Origin of the sequence: Spirillospora sp. NPDC127506 (assembly GCF_040302145.1) — a bacterium.
Taxonomy (GTDB): domain Bacteria; phylum Actinomycetota; class Actinomycetes; order Streptosporangiales; family Streptosporangiaceae; genus Spirillospora.
The window spans coordinates 57,785-75,734 of the sequence record NZ_JBEORG010000013.1 but is presented as its reverse complement, the minus strand read 5'-3'; the positions used below and the strand labels follow the sequence as shown (position 1 = coordinate 75,734).

Sequence of the window (17,950 nt, the reverse complement as noted above, 5' to 3'; positions counted from 1 at the left end):
CCGGATCCGGCCACCGGCGCCGCGGGGCCGCCTCCGGTCCTCGGGCGCCCCTCCAGCCGGGTCGCGGCGGGCCGCACCGTCCCGTCCCGGAGGGCCGGGCCCTCGTCAGACGGGCCGCGAAGGTGAATACTGAATCTCGTTCGGTAACCCCCTGAGCGGAGGATCAACGGTGTCCGAGACCTTCTCGATGACCATCGACGGCGCGGCGGTGGACGCGCCCGGCACCTTCGGGGTGATCAATCCGGCGACCGGCGAGGTGGCCGAGCAGGCTCCCGACGCCTCCCGGGAGCAGCTCGACGCGGCGATGGCCTCCGCGCAGGCGGCGTACCCGGACTGGCGCCGCGACGAGGCGGTGCGCCGCAAGGCGCTGCTCGCCGCGGCCGACGTCATGTTCGCCCGGTCGGAGGAGATCGGCCGCATCCTGACCCTGGAGCAGGGCAAGCCCCTCGCCGACGCGACCATGGAGGTCGTCGGCGCCGGCGTGTGGCTGAAGTACTTCGCCGACCTGGAGCTGCCCCGCGAGATCATCCAGGACGACGACGCCGCGCTGGTCGAGGTCGTCCGCCGCCCGATGGGCGTGGTCGCCGCGATCACCCCGTGGAACTACCCGCTGCTGCTCGGCGTGTGGAAGATCGCGCCGGCGCTGCTCGCGGGCAACACCGTGGTGCTGAAGCCGTCCCCGTTCACCCCGCTGTCCAGCCTGAAGCTCGGCGAGGTGCTGCGGGACGTGCTGCCGCCCGGCGTGCTGAACGTGGTCACCGGCGGCGACGAGCTCGGCGCCTGGATGACCGCGCACGACGTCCCCCGCAAGATCAGCTTCACCGGCAGCGTCGCGACCGGCAAGCGCGTCGCCGCCGCGGCGGCCCCCGACCTCAAGCGCGTCACGCTGGAGCTCGGCGGCAACGACCCGGCGATCCTGCTGGACGACGCCGACCCGGCCGCGGTCGCCGACCGGCTGTTCGGCGCGGCGTTCCAGAACAACGGCCAGGTGTGCTCGGCGATCAAGCGGGTGTACGTGCCGGAGGCGCTCTACGGCGACGTGGTCGACGCCCTCGCCGAGCGGGCGAAGGCCGCCAAGGTCGGCGACGGCATGCAGGAGGGCGTCCAGTACGGGCCGATCAACAACAGGCCGCAGTACGAGCGGGTGTCGGAGCTGGTCGCCGACGCGATCGCGGGCGGCGCCCGGGCCGCGGCGGGCGGGAAGCCGGTCGACGGGCCCGGGTACTTCTTCGAGCCCACGATCCTCGCCGACATCGAGGACGGCGCCCGGATCGTGGACGAGGAGCAGTTCGGCCCCGCGCTGCCGATCGTGAAGTACACCGACGTCGAGGACGCGCTCGCCCGCGCCAACGGGACCAGCTTCGGGCTGTCCGGCTCGGTGTGGGGCGCCGACGCCGACCGGGCCGCGGAGGTCGCCGGGCGGCTGGAGTGCGGCACCGCCTGGGTCAACACCCACCTCGCGCTCGCCCCGCACCAGCCGTTCGGCGGGTTCAAGTGGAGCGGCGTCGGCGTCGAGAACGGCCCGTGGGGCCTGTACGGGTTCACCGAGCTCCAGGTGATCCACCGCTCCAAGCTCTGAGCGCCGCTCGGCGGTGAGGGCCCGGCCGCGCCGGGCCCTCACCCGTCTCCGCCGCGCACTGCATGAGCGGAAAGTCACGACTTCGAGTCCGGAAAGTGACATGGCCACTACTGGCGGTCGGGTCGTGGAATGGGACACTTTCTGAGCGGGGGCCGTGGAGACCGCACCGCGACCTGTGAAGGAGCCGCATGCAGAAGTGGGACGTCATGCGCCAGGACGATCTCGGCAACACTTTCCAGGTGGCCTCCCATGACTCGCGCATTTCGGCATTGGCGCAGGTCCTGGTGATGGAGAGCGGCGTCCGGCACAAGCAGTCGTACTGGGTGGACGGGCCGCCGGGGCCCGCCGTCCGCACCAACCGCGACCTTTACCTGGTGTTCCTGCATCTCGGTCAGGAGGCCCGGGCGGCGTCCTGGTCGCTGTCGGCGTTCCTGCGGTCGCTGTGGAAGGTCAGCGCTCCGCTGAGTGACCGGCCCCGCCTCGAACCCGACGACGTGGCGGCGATGTTCGCGGCGGCGTCCACCACCCCGCCCGCGGACTTCGACCCGGCGTGGCGCGGCAAGGACCTGTCGCTGCCCGGCCCCGAGCCGGACGGGTACGCCGACTGGGAGCGGGTCCTGCTCTCCCAGATCGCCGACCTGGAGGACTTCCTCACCCATCCCCCGGGCCCGCAGGCCCGGTTCGGCGCGGACGCGCCCCGCCCGCCCGGCTCGGGCTCCCGCGCCACCCCCGCCCGCTGGTACAACTTCGACCCGGCGACGTACCTGGAGTGCGCGGTCGCCGGCAGCCTCGGCGGCTGGGACGCCGCCGACGGCGCGCGCGTGCCGCTGCCGCCCCGGCCCGGGGAGCCGCCGGCCCGGTCCTACGTCCGGACGATCACCACCATGAGCTGGGGCGATCTGGCCCGCATCGCGGTGTGCGGCCAGGTGTACGAGTAGCCCGCCCCGTTCGCGCCGCCGGTCCCGCGTGGTAGGAGTGGGACATGAGCGGCAGGCCGGTGGAGATCGCCGACCGGGGCGGCTGGCGGCTGGCGCGCGGGCGCCCGCACCCGGCGCTGCGCCCGTTCCTGCGCTCCTACGACGGCTACCGGGAGACGCTCGCCGTCCCCACCCGGATGCGGACGCTGCCCGTCCGCACCACCGTCGTGATCATCAACCTGGGCCCGCCGCTCTACATGAGGGTCCCCGACCCCGGCGTCGGCGACCGCGAGTACGGGTCGTTCGTCGCCGGGATGCACGACGGCCACGGGATGTACGTCAGCCCCGGCGGGCAGCGCGGCATCCAGCTCGACGTGACGCCGCTCGGCGCGTACACCCTGCTCGGCGTCCCGATGGCGCGGCTCACCAACGCCGCCGCCGACCTGGCCGACCTGCTCGGACCGCAGGCCCGCACGCTGGTCGAGCGGCTCGCCGACGCACCGTCCTGGGGCGCCCGCTTCGACCTCCTCGACGACTTCCTGCTGCGCCGCCTCGACACCGGCCCGGTCCCCGACCGGGAGGTGGCGCGGGCGTGGCGGCTGCTCGAGGGCGACCCGGCCGCCACGGTCGCCGACCTCGCCGCCGACGTCGGCTGGAGCCGCAAGCACCTGACCCACCGGTTCCGCGAGCAGGCGGGGCTGCCGCCCAAGGTGATGGCGCGGGTGCTGCGCTTCCAGCGCGCGGTCGACCTGCTGACCGGCGGCGCCCCGCTCGCCGGCGCGGCGGCCGCCGCCGGCTACTACGACCAGGCGCATCTCAACCGCGAGTTCCGCGCCCTGTCGGGCTGCACGCCGACCGAGCTGATCGGCGGGCAGCTCGAACAGCAGCGCGTCAGCACCCTCCACGAGCTCGCCTGACGCGCGTCACCCCTGGTGGACGCCGCCGCCGAGGTTCATCACGATGACCCCGGCCACGACGATCGCGGCGCCGGCGATGGTGACCGGCTTGACCGGCTCGCCGAACAGCAGCACGCCGCCGGCGAAAGCGCCGATCGTCCCGAGCGCGGACCAGATCGCGTAGACCGGGCCGACGTTCAGCGACGTCAGGGCCTTGGCCATGAAGACGAACGAGATCAGGTAGCCGGCCGCCACGATCAGCGACGGCCACAGCCTGGTGAACCCCTCGGAGGCGCGCATCGCCAGCGTCGCCGTCACCTCGAAGGCGATCGCGAGCCCGAGCAGCACGAACGGCATCAGCCCGCCTCGCCGTACTCGGCGGCGATCGCCTCGAACACCTTCATGTCGGCCTCCCACGGCGTGCCGGGCCGCGGCCAGTGCACCGCGATCTCGGTGAAGCCGAGCTCGGCGTAGCGGCCCGCCAGGTCGGCGAACGCGTCGAGCGACTCCAGCCACGGCTCATCGGTGAACCCCGTCATCAGGATCAGGTCGTCGAGTTCGCGGCCCTCCTCGCCGCACGCGGCCTCCAGCTCGGCGAGCCGGGTGCGCACGACCTCAAGCGGCGCGTCGCCGCCGCCCTCGCCGCTGGTCACCCAGCCGCTGCCGTACCGGGCGGCGACCCGCATCCCGCGCGGCCCGTTGCCCGCGATGACGAACGGCACGCGGGGGCGCTGGACGCATCCGGGCCTCTCCACGACCTCCCGCGCGGAGTAGTACGTCCCCTCGAAGGTCGTCTCCGGCTCGGTCAGCAGCCGGTCGAGCAGCTGCACCCATTCGGCGAACCGGGACGCGCGCTCGCCGGGCGTCCACTCGTCCCCGCCGAGGACGCCCGCGTCGCTGGTGCGGTGCGTCCCGCCGGACCCGATCGCGAGGGTCAGCCGCCCGCCGCTGATGTGGTCGATCGTCTTGGCGGCGTGCGCCGTCGGGACCGGATGCCGGAAGTTCGGCGAGGTCACCAGCGTGCCGATCCTGACCCGGGACGTCACGGCCGCGGCGGCGGCCAGCGTCGTGTACGCGTCGTACCAGGGCGTCGCCCCGCGCCAGGCGAGGTGGTCGTAGACCCAGGCGTGGCGGAAGCCGAGGTCCTCGGCGCGCCGCCACGACTCCCCCGCCTCCGGCCAGGACTGCGTCGGCCACATCACGGTGCCGATCCTCGGTGCCGTCACCCGCTCCTCCGTTCTCATCGGTCAATCATGCCGCGGCCCGCCGGTCCACCGGCGCAGCGCCCACCACCAGTGCGCGGCGCGCGCCACCGCCGCGCCGCCCTCCGGGTCGTGCAGCGGGCGGCCGGTCAGCTCCCGCAGCCGCCGGATCCGGTACTTGACGGTGTTGCCGTGGACGTGCAGCGCCGCCGCCGTCGGCTCGATGCGGCCGCCGTGGTCGAGGTAGGCCAGCGCCGTCTCCGCCAGCTCCAGGTGGAACGGGTCGTCCCGGTCGAGCCCGGACAGCAGCGCGGCGGCGAGCAGCTCCCCCAGCTCCGGTTCGGCCTCGGCGGCGGTGAGCAGCGCGAGGTCGGCCAGCTCCCGCAGGCCGGCCAGCCCGGCCCCGGCGGCCGCCCGGAGCGCGCGGCGCCCCAGCGCGTACATCGGCGCGACCCCGGCCGGGCGGGCGCGCGGCGCCGCGACCAGCAGCGGGCCGGGCGGCGCCGGGTCCGGCAGGCGGGCGACCAGCGCGGCGAACCGCCCGTCCACCAGGCCGCACAGGCCCGGTCCCGCCGCGGTCAGCTCCATCTCCAGCCGGGCGGCCACGGCGGGGTCGCTGACGTCCGACACCACGCAGTGGTACGCGGCGGCCGGGTCGAGCGGCGCGCGGACCGGGACCGCCTCGCCGTGCAGCAGCTGCCGGAGCATCTGCACCCGGGCCTCCCGCGCCGTGCGGGCCGTCTCCAGCTCGGTGACCCGGTGCGCGTGGACCATCCGGTGCACCAGCGCGGAGGTGATCTCGTCGATGCGGGTCACGCCGTCCAGCAGCACGGCGTCCGGCACGCCCATGCGGCGGCCCCCCTCGACGAGCGTGCGGACGACGTGGGCGCGGCCCGCCTGGAAGCCGTCCAGGAACGCCTCGACCGGCACGCCCTGCCGCGCCCGGTCCGAGCCGAGCCGCTCGGCCGCGGCGAGGACGTCCTCGCCGAGCCCGCCACCCTCCAGCGCGGCGAGCACGCCGCGCATCAGGGCGCGGACGTGCCGCCTGGTCTCCTCCTCGGGCAGCGCCGCCACCGGCTCCGAGCGGCTCCGGGCCGCGCGGACCGTCGCCTCCAGCACCGCCGGGTCGTCGCCGTGCTCGATCAGCAGCCGCAGGAACCGGTCTCCCGTGCCGACCTCCATCCCCGCATTCTGCCGTCCCGTTGTCCCGTCCGGACAACCGGGTGCGCGACGCTTGGGCCGCTCCGGTCTAGCCGGACGCGGGGGCGATGGTGTTCGGTGGGGGCAGACGAGCACAAGGAGTCGCATCGATGTCCGATGAGGACGAGTTCCTGGAGAAGCTGCCGACCGACCTGATCTTCCGGCTGCCGCCCTCGTTCGACGACGTCGAGGACGAGCGCCGGCACCGCAAGGAGCGGCTCGCCGCCGCGCTGCGCATCTTCGGGAAGTTCGGCTTCGAGGAGGGCGTGGCGGGCCACATCACCGCCCGCGACCCCGAGCGGCCCGACCACTTCTGGGTCAACCCGTTCGGCATGTCGTTCAAGCACATCAGGGTCAGCGACCTGATCCTGGTCGATCACGAGGGCAAGGTCGTCGAGGGCCGCTACCCGGTCAACGAGGCCGCCTTCGCGATCCACTCGCAGGTGCACCAGGCGCGGCCGGACGTGGTGGCCGCCGCGCACAGCCACTCCACCTACGGACGGGCGATCTCGGCGCTCGGCCAGAAGCTGGAGCCGATCACGCAGGACGTCTGCGCGTTCTACCAGGACCACGGCCTGTTCGACGACTACACCGGCGTCGTCACCGACCTGGAGGAGGGCAAGCGCATCGCCGCGGCCCTCGGCGGCAACAAGGCGGTCATCCTGCGCAACCACGGGCTGCTGACCGTCGGCGACACCGTGGACGCCGCCGCCTGGTGGTTCATCACGATGGAGCGCTCCTGCCAGGTGCAGCTCCTGGCCAAGGCCGCCGGGCAGGTCGTCCCCATCGAGCACGACAACGCCGTCCTGACCCACGAGCAGATCGGCAACGACCTGGTCGGCTGGATCAACTACCAGCCGCTCTACGACCAGATCACCCGGGAGCAGCCCGACCTGTTCGAGTAGGCCCCGCCTCCCCCGGCCCCGGCGTCCCCGCGCGCGCCGGGGCCTGCGCATGCCCGCCCCCGGCGCCCGGGTCGTGGTGGGCCAGCAGGACCCGGACGATGCGCTCGAAGGCCGTCCGGTCCTGCGCGGAGAGGGGCGCCAGGAACTCGGCGTCGACCTCGGCCGCGCGGCGGGTGACCTCCTCCAGTTCCGCGCGCCCCTCCGGCGTCAGCTCGACCATGTAGCGGCGCCGGTCGGCCGGGTCGCGCTCGCGGCGGACGAGCCCGGCGCCCTCCAGCCGGCCGGCGACCTCGACGAGGTCGCTGGGATCGATGCGCAGGCGCGCGCCGAGCTCGCGCTGCGAGGCCGGACCGGACTCGTCCAGCGCCGACAGGACGGCGAAGTGCCAGAGACCCAGGCCGTGCTCGGCCATCATCCCGCCCATGCGCGCGCGGCCGGCCCGCCCGGCGCGGGCGAGCACGAACGTGGTGATCCCGAGGAGGCGGGGCGGCAGCGCTCCGGCGTTCTCGTCCATCCGCCTATTGTAGGGTTACCCCAATCGTTGGTGAACACCCATGGAAAAGGAGGGCGTGATGGACGCGCTCTACCCGCGCCTGCTCGTGGACGACTTCGGCGCCTGCGCCCGCTTCTACGAGGCGGCGCTGCGCGAACTCCTCGGGATCGAGCCGGTCAAGATGCTGCCCGGAGCCGAGTACGCGAACTGGGATCTGAAGGACGAGGCCGTGCTGGTCCTGATGGGGCGCGCCCGGATGGCGGAGGCCGTGGGCACGGGCGGGCTCCCGGCCCCGTCCGGGCAGGACCGGGCCATGCTGGTGCTGCGCGTGGACGACGTCGACGCGGCGGCCGAGACGCTCGCCGTGCTCGGCGCCGTCCCGGTCGCGCCGGCCCAGGACCGCCCCGAATGGGGACCGGGGCTGCGCACGGCCCACCTGCGCGACCCGGGCGGCAACCTGCTCGAACTGCAGTCCTACTGAGGGGATTCGGCCGGAGGGGATTCGGCGTTGGCGGGCTCGGTGAGCGGGAGGAGGACCCGGAACCGGGTGTCGCCCGGCAGGGACGACGCCACCTTGATGTCGCCGCCGTGGCGGCCGGCGACGATGCGCCACGAGATGTCGAGGCCGAGGCCGGTGCCCTGGCCGACCGGCTTGGTCGTGAAGAACGGGGTGAAGATCCGGTCGACGTCCTCGTCGGGGATGCCGGCCCCGGTGTCGCCGATCTCCACGACCGCGTTGTCGTTCTCGCGGGCGGTCCGGACGGTGAGGGTGCCCGAGCCCTGCATCGAGTACAGCGCGTTGACGATCAGGTTCGTCCAGACCTGGTTCAGCTCCGCCGCGTAGACCGGGACGGGCGGCAGCGACTCGTCGTAGTCGATCTTGACCGTGACGTCCGGGCCGATCTTGCGCTTGAGCATGGTGAGCGTGCTGTCCAGCAGCTCGCGCAGGTCGGTCCGCTGGTAGGCGGCGCGGTCGAGCTGGGAGTACTGGCGGGCCGAGTCCAGCAGCGCGGTGATGCGGCCCATCGCCTCGGAGATCTCCGCCTGCAGCTGCGCGACCTCCAGCACCTCCGACAGCCACCGCATCGCCGCCGGCAGGTGCTCGCCCGCGGCGTCCGCGACGGCCTCCGCCTGCTCGACCCCGAGCCCGGCGGCGACCAGGCCGGGCGCGAGGTCCCACGCCTCGCCGACGCCGTGCTCCTCCAGCCAGTCGCCGAGCTCGTCCTCGGCGTCGCTGACGTCCAGCGGGCTGCGGCGGCCGGGCTGCGGCGCGGGCAGCGCCGGGCGCAGCGACACGAGCGCGCTCAGGTGCGTGCAGTCGACGCCCCGCGCGGCGAGGTCGGCCAGCGTCCGCTGGGAGGCCAGCAGCCGGTCGCCGAGCTCGGCGCTCGCCCGCGCGGCGGCCGCGGCCGGGTTGTTCAGCTCGTGGGTGAGGCCCGCGGTGATCGTGCCGAGCGCGGTGAGCCGCTCCCGCTGGTCCACCACGCGCCGCGCGTTCGTCATCCCGAAGAAGACGCCCTCCAGCAGGTGCGCGCCCATCGGGAACCACTTGCGGACGGCCTTGGCGAACTTGCGGGCCGGGAGCCGGAACATCCGCGCCGGGCGGGTCGCCCGCAGCGTGTGCTGGTAGCGCTGCTCGATCTTGTCGCCCAGGTACGCCTGCACGGCGCCGCCGTAGGTGCCGGGCCGGTCCGTCCGGCTGACCTCCACGGCGTGGCCCCGGACGTTCTGGGTCATCACCATCTCGCCGTCCAGCAGCACGTACAGGAACTCGGCGGCGTCTCCCTGCGCGCAGATCACGCCGTCCGCCGGGTACTCCTCCACCGTCCCGTACTGCGACAGCCAGGCGAGCTTCTCCTCGTCGAGGTCCTCGAAGAGGAACAGCCCCCGCAGCTCCTCCGGTGACGCAGTGGTCATGCCTGCTCCAAATAGCGGTGGACGAGGGCGACGGCCATCGCGCCGTCGCCGACCGCCGAGGCGACCCGCTTCATCGACTCGGCGCGGACGTCGCCCGCGGCGAACACGCCGGGGACGCTGGTCTCCAGGTGGTAGGGCTGGCGGGCGAGCGGCCAGCCCGCCGGGCGGCGGCGGCCCCCGGCGACCAGGTCGGGGCCCGTCAGCAGGTAGCCGCGCGCGTCGCGTTCGACGAAGCCGTCCAGCCACTCGGTGCACGGCTCGGCGCCGATGAACACGAACAGCCAGTGCGCGTCGATCGTCTTCTTGCCTGCGGGCGAGGCGAACGTGAGCCGCTCCAGCCGGTCGGCGCCGTCCGCGCCGCACACGGTCTTGCCGGTGTGCACCTCGATGTTGGGGGTCGCCGCGATCTGCTCGATCAGGTAGTGCGACATCGACCGCTCCAGGCCGTCCGCCCGGACGATCATGTGCACCTTCTTCGCGAACCGGGCGAGGTACACGGCGGCCTGCCCGGCCGAGTTGGCGCCGCCGACGACGGCGACCTCCTCGTCTCTGCACGCCGGAGCCTCGGTGAGCGCGGCGCCGTAGTACACGCCGCGGCCGACGAAGTCGTCCACCCCCGCGGCGCCGAGCCGCCGGTAGGAGACGCCGGTGGCGAGGATGACGGCGTGCGCGGCGATCTCCGTGCCGTCGGCCAGCCGCGCCACCCGGGCGGTGCCGCGCGCCTCCAGCGCGGTGACCTCCCCGGCCTGCAGCAGCTCGGCGCCGAACCGCCCGGCCTGCCGGCGGGCCCGGTCGGCGAGCGCCGACCCGGTCACCCCGTCGGGGAAGCCGAGGTAGTTCTCGATGCGGGAGCTCTGCCCGGCCTGCCCGCCGAGGGCGTGCCGCTCGACGACGACGGTCCGCAGCCCCTCCGACGCGCCGTACACGGCCGCGCCCAGGCCGGACGGCCCGCCGCCCACGACGATCAGGTCGTAGAACCCGGTGGACGGGGTGCTGGACAGCCCGATCGCGGCGGCCAGCTCGGCGTCGGACGGGGCGGACAGCTTGGCGCCGTCCTTCGTCACCACCAGCGGGAGCTCCGGGGACCCGGCGGCGACGACGAGCTCGGCGCCCTCCGGGTCGGTGTCCATCAGCCAGGTGTAGGGCACCTGGTGGCGGGCGAGGAAGTCGCGGACCTCGTAGGAGCGCGACGACCAGCGGTGCCCCACCACGCGCAGCTCCTGCTCGTCCGGCCGCCGCCGGTCCTCCCGCCGCCACGCGTCGAGCAGCGAGTCGATCACCGGGTAGAACTTCTCGTCCGGCGGGTCCCACGGCTTGAGCAGGTAGTGGTCGAGGTCGACGTCGTTGATCGCGCGGATCGCCGCGTCGGTCTCGGCGTAGGCGGTGAGCAGGACGCGCCGCGCGAACGGGAACAGGTCCATGGCGTGCTCGAGGAACTCCACGCCGTCCATGCCGGGCATCCGGTGGTCGGCGAGCAGCACGGCGGTGTCCTCGCCGCGCAGCCGCAGCTCCCGCAGCGCCTCCAGGGCCTGCCGTCCCGACTCGGCGCGGACGACGCGGTACGACTCGGCGTACCGGCGGCGCAGGTCGCGCGCCACGGCGCGGGACACTCCCGGGTCGTCGTCCACGGTCAGCAGTACAGGCTTGGGCACCGTGTCTCCCTCTTTCGCCGGAACCCCGCACAAGAGCCTACGTGGCCCAGGCCACTCCCGGCACACCCGGACACCCCGCCTCCCGCCCGGCGCCGCGCCATCGGTCATGATCGGGGCATGGACCTGCGTGTTGCGCTGATCGGATACGGCACCGGCGGCTCGGTCTTCCACGCCCCGCTGATCACGTCCGTCCCGGGGCTGCGGCTGGCCGCGGTCGTCACCCGCGCGCCGGAACGGCAGCGGGCCGTCCGGGAGCGGTACCCCGAGGCCGACGTCGTGGACCGGGCCGACCGGCTGTGGAGCGCGCCGGACGCCTACGACCTCGTCGTCGTCGCCGCGCCCAACCGGCAGCACGTCCCGCTCGCCCGGGCGGCGCTGACGGCGGGCGTCCCCGTCGTCGTGGACAAGCCGGTGGCCGCGTCCGCCGCGGACGCCCGCTCCCTCGCCGCGCTGAGCGCCGTGCGGGGGCTGCCGGTGTTCCCGTACCACAACCGCCGCTGGGACGGCGACTTCGTCACGGCGTCGCGGCTGATCGGCTCCGGCGCGCTCGGCGGCGTCCAGCGGTTCGAGTCCCGGTTCGAGCGCTGGCGGCCCGAGGTGAAGGCCGGCTGGAAGGAGAGCACCGACCCCCGCGACGCCGGCGGCATCCTGTTCGACCTGGGCTCCCACCTCATCGACCAGGCGGTCGTCCTGTTCGGCCGCCCCGCCCGCGTCTACGCCGAGATCGACACCCGCCGCCGGGGCGCGACCGCCGCCGACGACGTGTTCCTCGCCCTCGCCCACCGGGACGGCGTCCGCTCGCACCTCTGGATGAGCGCCACGGCCGCGCATCTGGGCCCGCGCTTCCGGGTCCTGGGCAGCCGCGCGTCCTACACGGTGTCCGGCATGGACCCGCAGGAGGACCAGCTGCGCGCGGGCCTCACCCCCAAGGATCCCGGCTACGGCATCGCCGCACCGGACGCGCACGGCCTGCTCGGCGCGCCCGGGGAGGCGGCCCCCGAGCCCACCGCGCCGGGCGCCTACCAGGACTTCTACGCGGGCGTCGTCCGCGCCCTGCGCGACGGCGCGCCGCCGCCCACCACGCTCACCGACGCGATCACCGGCCTGGAGGTCATCGAGGCCGCCGCCCGCTCCGCCCGGGAGGACGCCGTCGTCGACCTCGACGCTCAGTAGCGCAGGTCGGCGACCACGCCGTAGTGGTCGGACGGGACGACGCCGCCGACGGGCCGGTCCCCGAGCAGCGCGCAGCGGACGGGATGCCCGGCGCCGCCCGCGCGCGGCCAGGCCGAGAAGATGTAGTCGATGCGGCGGTCCGGCCACAGCACGGGCCGCGTCCAGGGGTTCGCCGCGCTCCAGGTGTGCCCGGGGGTGCCGTCCCCGGCCGCCGCCCACGCGTCGTAGAACACCACGCCGGGCGCCGCGACGGCGGCGCGCCCGGTGAGCATGCGGATCTCGTCGGAGTCGGGGTCGGCGTTGAAGTCGCCCGCGACCACGACCGGCGCGTCCCGTCCGGTCGTCTCCCGCACGAAGGCGCCGAGGCCGCGGACCTGCTCCTGCCGCTCCGCGCTGTGGTTCAGCTTCCAGCCGAGGGCGGCGCCGAAGACGTGCAGGGCGCCGCGAGGGCCGTCGGCCCTCGCGTGGACGGCGAGGCCGCCGTCCGCCCCGGCCCGCTCGCCGAGGCGCCGCTCGCCGGTGCGGCCGAGGGGCCACCGGGACAGCACGGCGATCCCGGAGCGGCCCCCGGCGGGCGCGCCGGAGTCCCCGCCGCGGAACACCGCGTGCGGCAGGCCGAGCGCCACGCCGAGCCGGGCGGCCTGCGAGTCGCCGCCGTCCTCCCACGCCTCGACCAGCACCGCGATGTCGGGGGCGGCGTCGCGGAGCACGGCGGCGATCGCCGCCTCCCGGTCGGCCCAGGGGCCGTAGCGGTCCCAGACGTTCCAGGTCGCGACGCGGACCGTGGTCTCGATCAGGGGGCCGTAGGGCTCCTCGATGTCGTAGGTCATGCTCCGAGCGTCCCCCTCCCGGGGCGGCGGTCAGAGGACGGAGACGTGGACGTGGTCGAAGTGGTTCTGCGTGATGCTGCCGCGGTCCTCCATCTGGCGCCAGCCGCCGCTGCTGCGCATGTCGTAGATGCGCTGCTTCCAGATGACGTACTTGATGCCGAGGCGGGACGCGTTGTCGATGACGTACTGGGCGACGCGGTCGCCGTGCGCCTGGGCGGAGGCGCTCGGCATCTTCCCGCCGGTGCTCTCCATGAAGTCGCACGCGGTGCCGGAGCCGTGGTCCTGCGGGTCGCCGGGCCGGGTGCAGCCGATCGTCGGGAACGGGCCGAACTTGCCGTCGATCTCCAGCAGGACCGTGCGCATCCGGGCGGTGACCGAGTCGCCCACGATCGGGGACTTGGTGCCGCTGACCCCGTCGGGGCGGCCGCCGCCGACGGGCGCCTTCGTCACCTCGGGCTTGTACTTGGCGAGCAGCTTCTTCACGCGGGTGCGCTGGCTCTCCAGGTCCTCGATCTCCTCCTTGACCTCCGCCAGCTTCTTCTTCGCCGTCTCGTGCGACTGCTGCGCCTTGGTCGTGAGGGCCTGCAGGTTCTGGATGCGGCGGCCGTTGTTCCGGCTGATGTGCTCGATGACGGCCGCGTCGTGGACGGCGGCGCCGGGCTCGGCCGACGAGATGATGGGGATCATGTCGAGCCGGCCCGTCATGTACGTCGTGGACGCGAGCCGGGCGACGCCGGCCCGGGCGGCGTCGTACTCGCGGTCGGCCTTCAGGGCCGCCGCGCCCGCCCGCTCGGCGGCCTTCTTCGCCTCCTCCAGGGAGATGAGCTCGCCCCGGTACTCCTTCGCGAGCTTCTCCGAGCGCGCCTTCAGCTCGGCGTACTCCTTCTTGAGGTCCTTCGGCTCCTGCGGAAGCCCCGCGGCGCTCCCGGACACCGGCGGCAGCGCCGCCGACACGGCCACCGCGAGCGCGATCGCGGTGGCGCGCCTCGCGATCGTGCGCCCGCGCGACGCACGGGCCGTCCTGCCACCTGGATCGAGGGCCGCCACAGATCTCTCCCGGATAACAAAGCCAAAGATTGGCGGCACGCTACCACAATCGTCCATTTAGCCTCAGAGGCTTCAGAAAACACACTGGGTCATGCGCCGGACACGACCCGGGGCCGGCCCGCCCGGCGGCGGTCCGGCCCCTGCCCCGTCACAGGCCGACGAGCTCCTCCCAGCGCGGCACCCGCGGCTCCCACAGCGGCCGCAGCCCGGCCTCGGCGACCGTCCGGTCCCCCTTGCGGTTGTTGCACTTCCCGCACGCCAGGACGGTGTTCTCCCAGGTGTCGCCGCCGCCGCGCGACTGCGGGTGGACGTGGTCGATCGTGTTCCCGCGCTTCCCGCAGTAGCAGCAGCGCCCCCGGTCGCGCAGGTACACGCCGCGCTTGCTCCACGGCGGCCGCCTCCCGTGCCGCCAGCGCATCGCGACGTACCGGACGAGCCGCAGGACCCGCGGCACGGGGAAGCGGCCGAAGGTCCGCCCCTCCTCCGCCTCCTCGACGACCGCCACCTCGCGCACCAGCATGCGGATGGCGTGCCGCAGGTCCACCCTTTGTAAGGGCTCGTAAGACGCGTTCAAAACGAGCACGTTCACCGGCTCACCTCCTCACCCTGCACGACTCTCCACCGCCCCTTTCCGCCCGCAACACCAGACGAAAAGACGAACGCCCGGAAACTCCGGCAATTACCGACCATTCCCGGAACCCCCATAAGACTGCCGACTAAACCCCACCACAGCAACGCATTTTCCTCCACCCTCGCTACCCGCCCCCTGCCCCGGCGCGCCCCCGTACTCCCCCGTCCATTGTGGCCACCCCGACCCCGACAGGCCCCAGGACCCCCGCCCAGCACACCCACGGCGCCATCCCGGACGCCCCTTCGCCATGGCGCCGATCTCACGCCTCCACTATCCGGACCACCCCCGCCACAAAGGCGCCCGACCCGCACCTGACCCTCCGGACACGGGCCCCGGCCCGCGCGGCCGCGTCTCCCAGGACGCCCGGGGAACTTGCTGCACGACGAGCAACCCGACCATCCGCACGCCAACTGGAACAGACGCGTCACCCCGGCCCGTCAATGACCTCGCCGGCCCTCTCGGTGAAGGACTTCCCCACCGCCAATGACCTGGCGTATCGCACCGACTAGTGCGACTCGCCAAGCTCACAGCGGCACGCACCCGACACGGCGCGGCACATTCCATAAGAAGTCCGGACAACCGCCGAAACTCCCCCAACACGGTCCGGTCGCGAGCTCTTTGCCCCGGAGGCAGACCAGGCGGCACGGCCGCCGGACCCGGCCGACCTCGCCCTTGCGGCAGCCGGTTGTGCTTGGTCGACCTGGTCGGCAGCGTGGACCCGAACTGGTCGCCGTTCGGCATGAGCGCGAAGACGGCATGATCTGCATCGCCGACCAGCCGTGCCCGCCCGATAGGAGCAGCCCGTGAGCACCTCACCGTCCGGCGTCGAACTGTGGGCCGCCTTCATAGACGCCGAACGCGAACTCCACCGCCGCCAAGCGGACTTCTATCGGAACGCCCAGGACAGAGTGGAGATCCTCAAGGCCGCTCTGAAGGGTGACGCCTGGCAACAGGGGGCGGCCCTCGGCTTCCTCGGGACATTTCCACAGGACGGCCCCAGGCTCCTCCCCCGTCATGGACCAGCTCGGCTCGGCCGACTGCGACGACTACCGCCGCCTCGCCGAACTCCTCGCCCATATCAAGGCATGGCCGCTCCTCGAATAACTCGTCCACCGGGCTCGGGCGGCCGGTGATCCCGATCTCCAGGAAGTCGGCGAGGACTTCGAGGACGCGTACGGGCCGATGTGGCTCCCAAGGCCACCGGGCGGCCCGGGCAGCCCGTGAAACGGAGGCGTCGCCTCAGACAGGTCGCGGAACCATGTGCGCTCCTCCGGGCGGGCTGGTCACCCACCAGAGGGGCGCGTCGGCAGCGGCTGGAAGAACAGGCTGGCCGGCCGTGGGGCGTATGGGATGCCGTCGGGCTCGTTGGCTCTCGCGTAGGGGTGAGCGGTCGCGCGTCACCGACTTCTGGGAGGAGGGCGGGACCTGGGCTCGGCCGTGGTCAGGGGGTGGAGGGGTCCGGCGTGCGGATTTGTTCGGGCATCGCGGCGGCGCACTCGGCCCACCATTTTTCGTGGTCGGGGTCTGCCGGCCTCGCCTCGATCGACGCCGGGCAGCCTGGGCATGGGGTGTCCGTCCAGGCCAGTTGGACGCGCGTGCTGGGCCTCGATGCTCTTGCGGGGGCGCCCCAGAAGCGCAGGACGTCGTTCTCGTGGACGGGTCTTTCGGTGAGGATTTCGCGCGGTCCGGTGGTGGCGGTTCTCCTGATGTGGGCGGTCTGCTCGGCGAGCAGCTGCCAGGCCAGGGCTCGGACCAGGTTCGCGGCGGTGAGCATGTTCGCGTAGGGGACGTGCCTCGCCGTCACCTCGGGGAGGCCGAAGCGGTGCAGGCCGGCCGTCTCGGCTCTGGTTCGTGTGGCGTCTTCCGGTTCCAGGGTGATGTAGACCGGTGCCCAGTCACGGCCCAGAGCGAAGTCTTCCGGTTCGGTGGGTGGGGCCTTGTCGGGCGGGAGGATCTGGCCTGTGTCGAGGTCGGCGGCCGTGCCGTGCAGGGCCGCGGCCAGGGTGCGGGCGGTGAGGCGGGCCGCCTGCGCATGGCGGGGCAGGTCGGCAGGTGCGCTGGTCGCGGTCACCGTGATGTGGCGCGGCGCCCCGAGCACGTCCCGGAGGCGGTCTTCGGATCCGCCGAGCCGGTGCAACTGGGCCTTCAGTTCCGCGGTGATCTCCGTTACCGGCTCTATCGTCAGCTGGGACGATTCCAGCATTGTCGCCGCGAAGCGCCCCACGCCCCGGGCGCCGACCGCGTCCCGCAGGCAGTCCGTACCCGGGACGAGCCGTGTCCTGGCCGCCACCAGGAAACGCGCGGTGACCGTCTCGGGCACCGTCAGGACGAACCGCTCCCCCATTTCCCCGCCTCCCCGTCGAGACGCGCCCGGACGGGCGCCGCATCCCAGCCTCGGCCACGGCTGGGCAGGAGCGCTCGGGATCTCGCATCTGTGGAAAACGCCGCGCCGCCCTCGAACGCCGACGTCGAGCAGCCAGGGCCGTCCGCGAAGCGGATCGCGCCAGAGACCTTCAGGGGAGGGCGGTCACCGGGGCCTGGTATTCGAGGGATTCGCGTTCGGTGCGGAAGCCCAGTTCCTCGTTGACGGCGATCATGTGGGCATTGTCGCCGGAATTGTCCGTTTCTATTTCGCGGACGTCGGGGCGCTCGGCGGTGAGCCAGGCGAGCATCGCGGCCTTCACCCAGATGCCGATGCGGCGGCCGCGGTGCTCGGGGACGACGGCCGTGTCGTACTGGGCGGCGCGGCCCGCCGAGTCGTGCGGGACGACGATCTCGGTGAAGCCCGCGATCGCGCCGCCGTGCAGCGCGGCCACCGTGTACAGGTCGTCGCCGCGCTTGGCGACGACCTCGGCCATCTCGCGGACGCGGCGCGCGTCCCAGGGGGCCCCCTCGTACTCGGCGAAGTCGGCCATGGCGTGCTTCGCGCGGGCCAGCGCCGCCGCGTGCCCGTCCGGGACCGTACCCCGCCAGCGGACGAGCTCGTACCCGGCGGGCGCCTCGGCCAGCAGGCGCTCGATGCGTCCGGGCGGGACCTCGTCCAGGCGCAGGAGCATGCCGCGCAGGGTGAGGACGCACTCGAACCCCTGCGACTCCAGGAAGGGCACCGCGGGGGTTCCCGCGAGGACCTGCGCGATCACGCTGGTGCGCCCGTCGGCGCGCAGCCCCTCGGCGGCGGCCGCGAGGAGGCGGCGGCCGTGGCCGCGGCGGCGGTGCCGCGGATGGACCTGCACGTCGACCTCGCCGGGGCGGGCGGTGCCGGGCTCGCCGGCGAGCCGGAGGGACGCGACCGCGACCATCCGGCCGCCGTCCGCGACCGCCCAGTGGCGCTGCCGCGCGCCGGGCTCGGCGGACAGCAGCCGGCGCGCCGCGCCGTCCGGGTCGGGGGCGGGCTCCCCGGCCGGGTCGGCGGCGTGGACGGCGGCGAGCACCTCGTGCCACGCGCGGATCTGCGCGTCCGTCGGAGCGTCGAGCGCGATGACGTCCATCCGACTTTTGTACCGGATGG

Annotated in this window: 17 protein-coding genes; 6 read left to right on the top strand and 11 right to left on the bottom strand. The window is 73.8% G+C overall.

The annotated features are described in order from the left end of the window. Positions 1–169: 169 nt before the first annotated feature. The 3 genes from ABTW95_RS15180 to ABTW95_RS15170 all read left to right on the top strand — a co-directional run bounded on the left by ABTW95_RS15180 (position 170) and on the right by ABTW95_RS15170 (position 3,413). A complete protein-coding gene (locus ABTW95_RS15180) occupies positions 170–1,579 on the top strand; it encodes an aldehyde dehydrogenase family protein (protein ID WP_500226563.1) in 1,410 nt (469 codons plus the stop codon). 188 nt (positions 1,580–1,767) lie between these two features. Beyond that, positions 1,768–2,517 (top strand): hypothetical protein, encoded by a 750-nt coding sequence (locus tag ABTW95_RS15175; protein ID WP_396449057.1) that lies wholly within the window; start codon positions 1,768–1,770, stop codon positions 2,515–2,517. 44 nt (positions 2,518–2,561) lie between these two features. Beyond that, entirely contained in the window at positions 2,562–3,413 is an 852-nt protein-coding gene (locus tag ABTW95_RS15170; protein WP_500226562.1) for a helix-turn-helix domain-containing protein, read from the top strand. 6 nt (positions 3,414–3,419) lie between these two features. Here ABTW95_RS15170 and ABTW95_RS15165 read toward each other — a convergent pair whose 3' ends face one another. From ABTW95_RS15165 to ABTW95_RS15155, 3 genes are read right to left on the bottom strand one after another with little or no spacing between them, the layout of a single operon-like run. Beyond that, positions 3,420–3,749, bottom strand: a complete 330-nt coding sequence (locus tag ABTW95_RS15165) for a DMT family transporter (protein WP_396449059.1) — start codon at positions 3,747–3,749, stop codon at positions 3,420–3,422. Further along, a complete protein-coding gene (locus tag ABTW95_RS15160; protein WP_396453779.1) occupies positions 3,749–4,618 on the bottom strand; it encodes an LLM class flavin-dependent oxidoreductase in 870 nt (289 codons plus the stop codon). Before ABTW95_RS15160 ends, ABTW95_RS15165 begins: the two co-directional genes overlap by 1 nt. A gap of 21 nt (positions 4,619–4,639) precedes the next feature. Further along, the gene (locus ABTW95_RS15155) at positions 4,640–5,776 is read right to left on the bottom strand and encodes an RsbRD N-terminal domain-containing protein (protein WP_396449061.1); all 1,137 of its coding nucleotides are present in this window, start codon (positions 5,774–5,776) and stop codon (positions 4,640–4,642) included. A 128-nt stretch (positions 5,777–5,904) separates the two neighbouring features. On the opposite strand from ABTW95_RS15155, the gene ABTW95_RS15150 reads away from it, so the two are divergent. Further along, positions 5,905–6,699, top strand: coding sequence for a class II aldolase/adducin family protein (locus ABTW95_RS15150; RefSeq protein ID WP_396449062.1), 795 nt, complete (start codon positions 5,905–5,907; stop codon positions 6,697–6,699). Here ABTW95_RS15150 and ABTW95_RS15145 read toward each other — a convergent pair. After that, the gene (locus ABTW95_RS15145) at positions 6,668–7,213 is read right to left on the bottom strand and encodes a MarR family winged helix-turn-helix transcriptional regulator (protein WP_396449063.1); all 546 of its coding nucleotides are present in this window, start codon (positions 7,211–7,213) and stop codon (positions 6,668–6,670) included. The two genes, ABTW95_RS15150 and ABTW95_RS15145, sit on opposite strands and share 32 nt — an antisense overlap. A gap of 58 nt (positions 7,214–7,271) precedes the next feature. On the opposite strand from ABTW95_RS15145, the gene ABTW95_RS15140 reads away from it, so the two are divergent. Further along, positions 7,272–7,673: a VOC family protein gene (locus ABTW95_RS15140; RefSeq protein ID WP_500226561.1), complete on the top strand. Its 402-nt coding sequence runs from the start codon at positions 7,272–7,274 to the stop codon at positions 7,671–7,673. On the opposite strand, the gene ABTW95_RS15135 is transcribed toward ABTW95_RS15140, so the two are convergent. Both ABTW95_RS15135 and ABTW95_RS15130 read right to left on the bottom strand, forming a co-directional pair. Then, positions 7,667–9,109 carry an ATP-binding protein gene (locus ABTW95_RS15135; protein ID WP_396449065.1) on the bottom strand — a complete coding sequence of 481 codons (1,443 nt, stop codon included), beginning with the start codon at positions 9,107–9,109 and terminating at the stop codon, positions 7,667–7,669. The two genes, ABTW95_RS15140 and ABTW95_RS15135, sit on opposite strands and share 7 nt — an antisense overlap. Continuing rightward, a complete protein-coding gene (locus tag ABTW95_RS15130) occupies positions 9,106–10,761 on the bottom strand; it encodes an NAD(P)/FAD-dependent oxidoreductase (RefSeq protein WP_500226560.1) in 1,656 nt (551 codons plus the stop codon). The genes ABTW95_RS15135 and ABTW95_RS15130 overlap by 4 nt, the downstream gene beginning before the upstream one ends. A gap of 117 nt (positions 10,762–10,878) precedes the next feature. Between ABTW95_RS15130 and ABTW95_RS15125 the strand changes: the two genes are divergently transcribed. Next, positions 10,879–11,934: a Gfo/Idh/MocA family oxidoreductase gene (locus tag ABTW95_RS15125; RefSeq protein ID WP_396449067.1), complete on the top strand. Its 1,056-nt coding sequence runs from the start codon at positions 10,879–10,881 to the stop codon at positions 11,932–11,934. Here the strand turns inward: ABTW95_RS15125 and ABTW95_RS15120 are convergent. From ABTW95_RS15120 to ABTW95_RS15100, 5 genes are all read right to left on the bottom strand, one after another. Continuing rightward, positions 11,928–12,764: an endonuclease/exonuclease/phosphatase family protein gene (locus tag ABTW95_RS15120; protein ID WP_500226559.1), complete on the bottom strand. Its 837-nt coding sequence runs from the start codon at positions 12,762–12,764 to the stop codon at positions 11,928–11,930. The two genes, ABTW95_RS15125 and ABTW95_RS15120, sit on opposite strands and share 7 nt — an antisense overlap. A gap of 30 nt (positions 12,765–12,794) precedes the next feature. Further along, on the bottom strand, positions 12,795–13,811 hold the full coding sequence (locus ABTW95_RS15115) for a VldE C-terminal domain-containing protein (RefSeq protein WP_396449069.1): 1,017 nt from the start codon (positions 13,809–13,811) through the stop codon (positions 12,795–12,797). A 148-nt stretch (positions 13,812–13,959) separates the two neighbouring features. After that, the gene (locus ABTW95_RS15110) at positions 13,960–14,394 is read right to left on the bottom strand and encodes an HNH endonuclease (RefSeq protein WP_500226614.1); all 435 of its coding nucleotides are present in this window, start codon (positions 14,392–14,394) and stop codon (positions 13,960–13,962) included. A gap of 1,489 nt (positions 14,395–15,883) precedes the next feature. Next, entirely contained in the window at positions 15,884–16,786 is a 903-nt protein-coding gene (locus ABTW95_RS15105) for a hypothetical protein (protein ID WP_500226558.1), read from the bottom strand. Between the two features lie 169 nt (positions 16,787–16,955). Next, on the bottom strand, positions 16,956–17,930 hold the full coding sequence (locus ABTW95_RS15100; RefSeq protein ID WP_396449072.1) for a GNAT family N-acetyltransferase: 975 nt from the start codon (positions 17,928–17,930) through the stop codon (positions 16,956–16,958). Positions 17,931–17,950 lie beyond the last annotated feature (20 nt).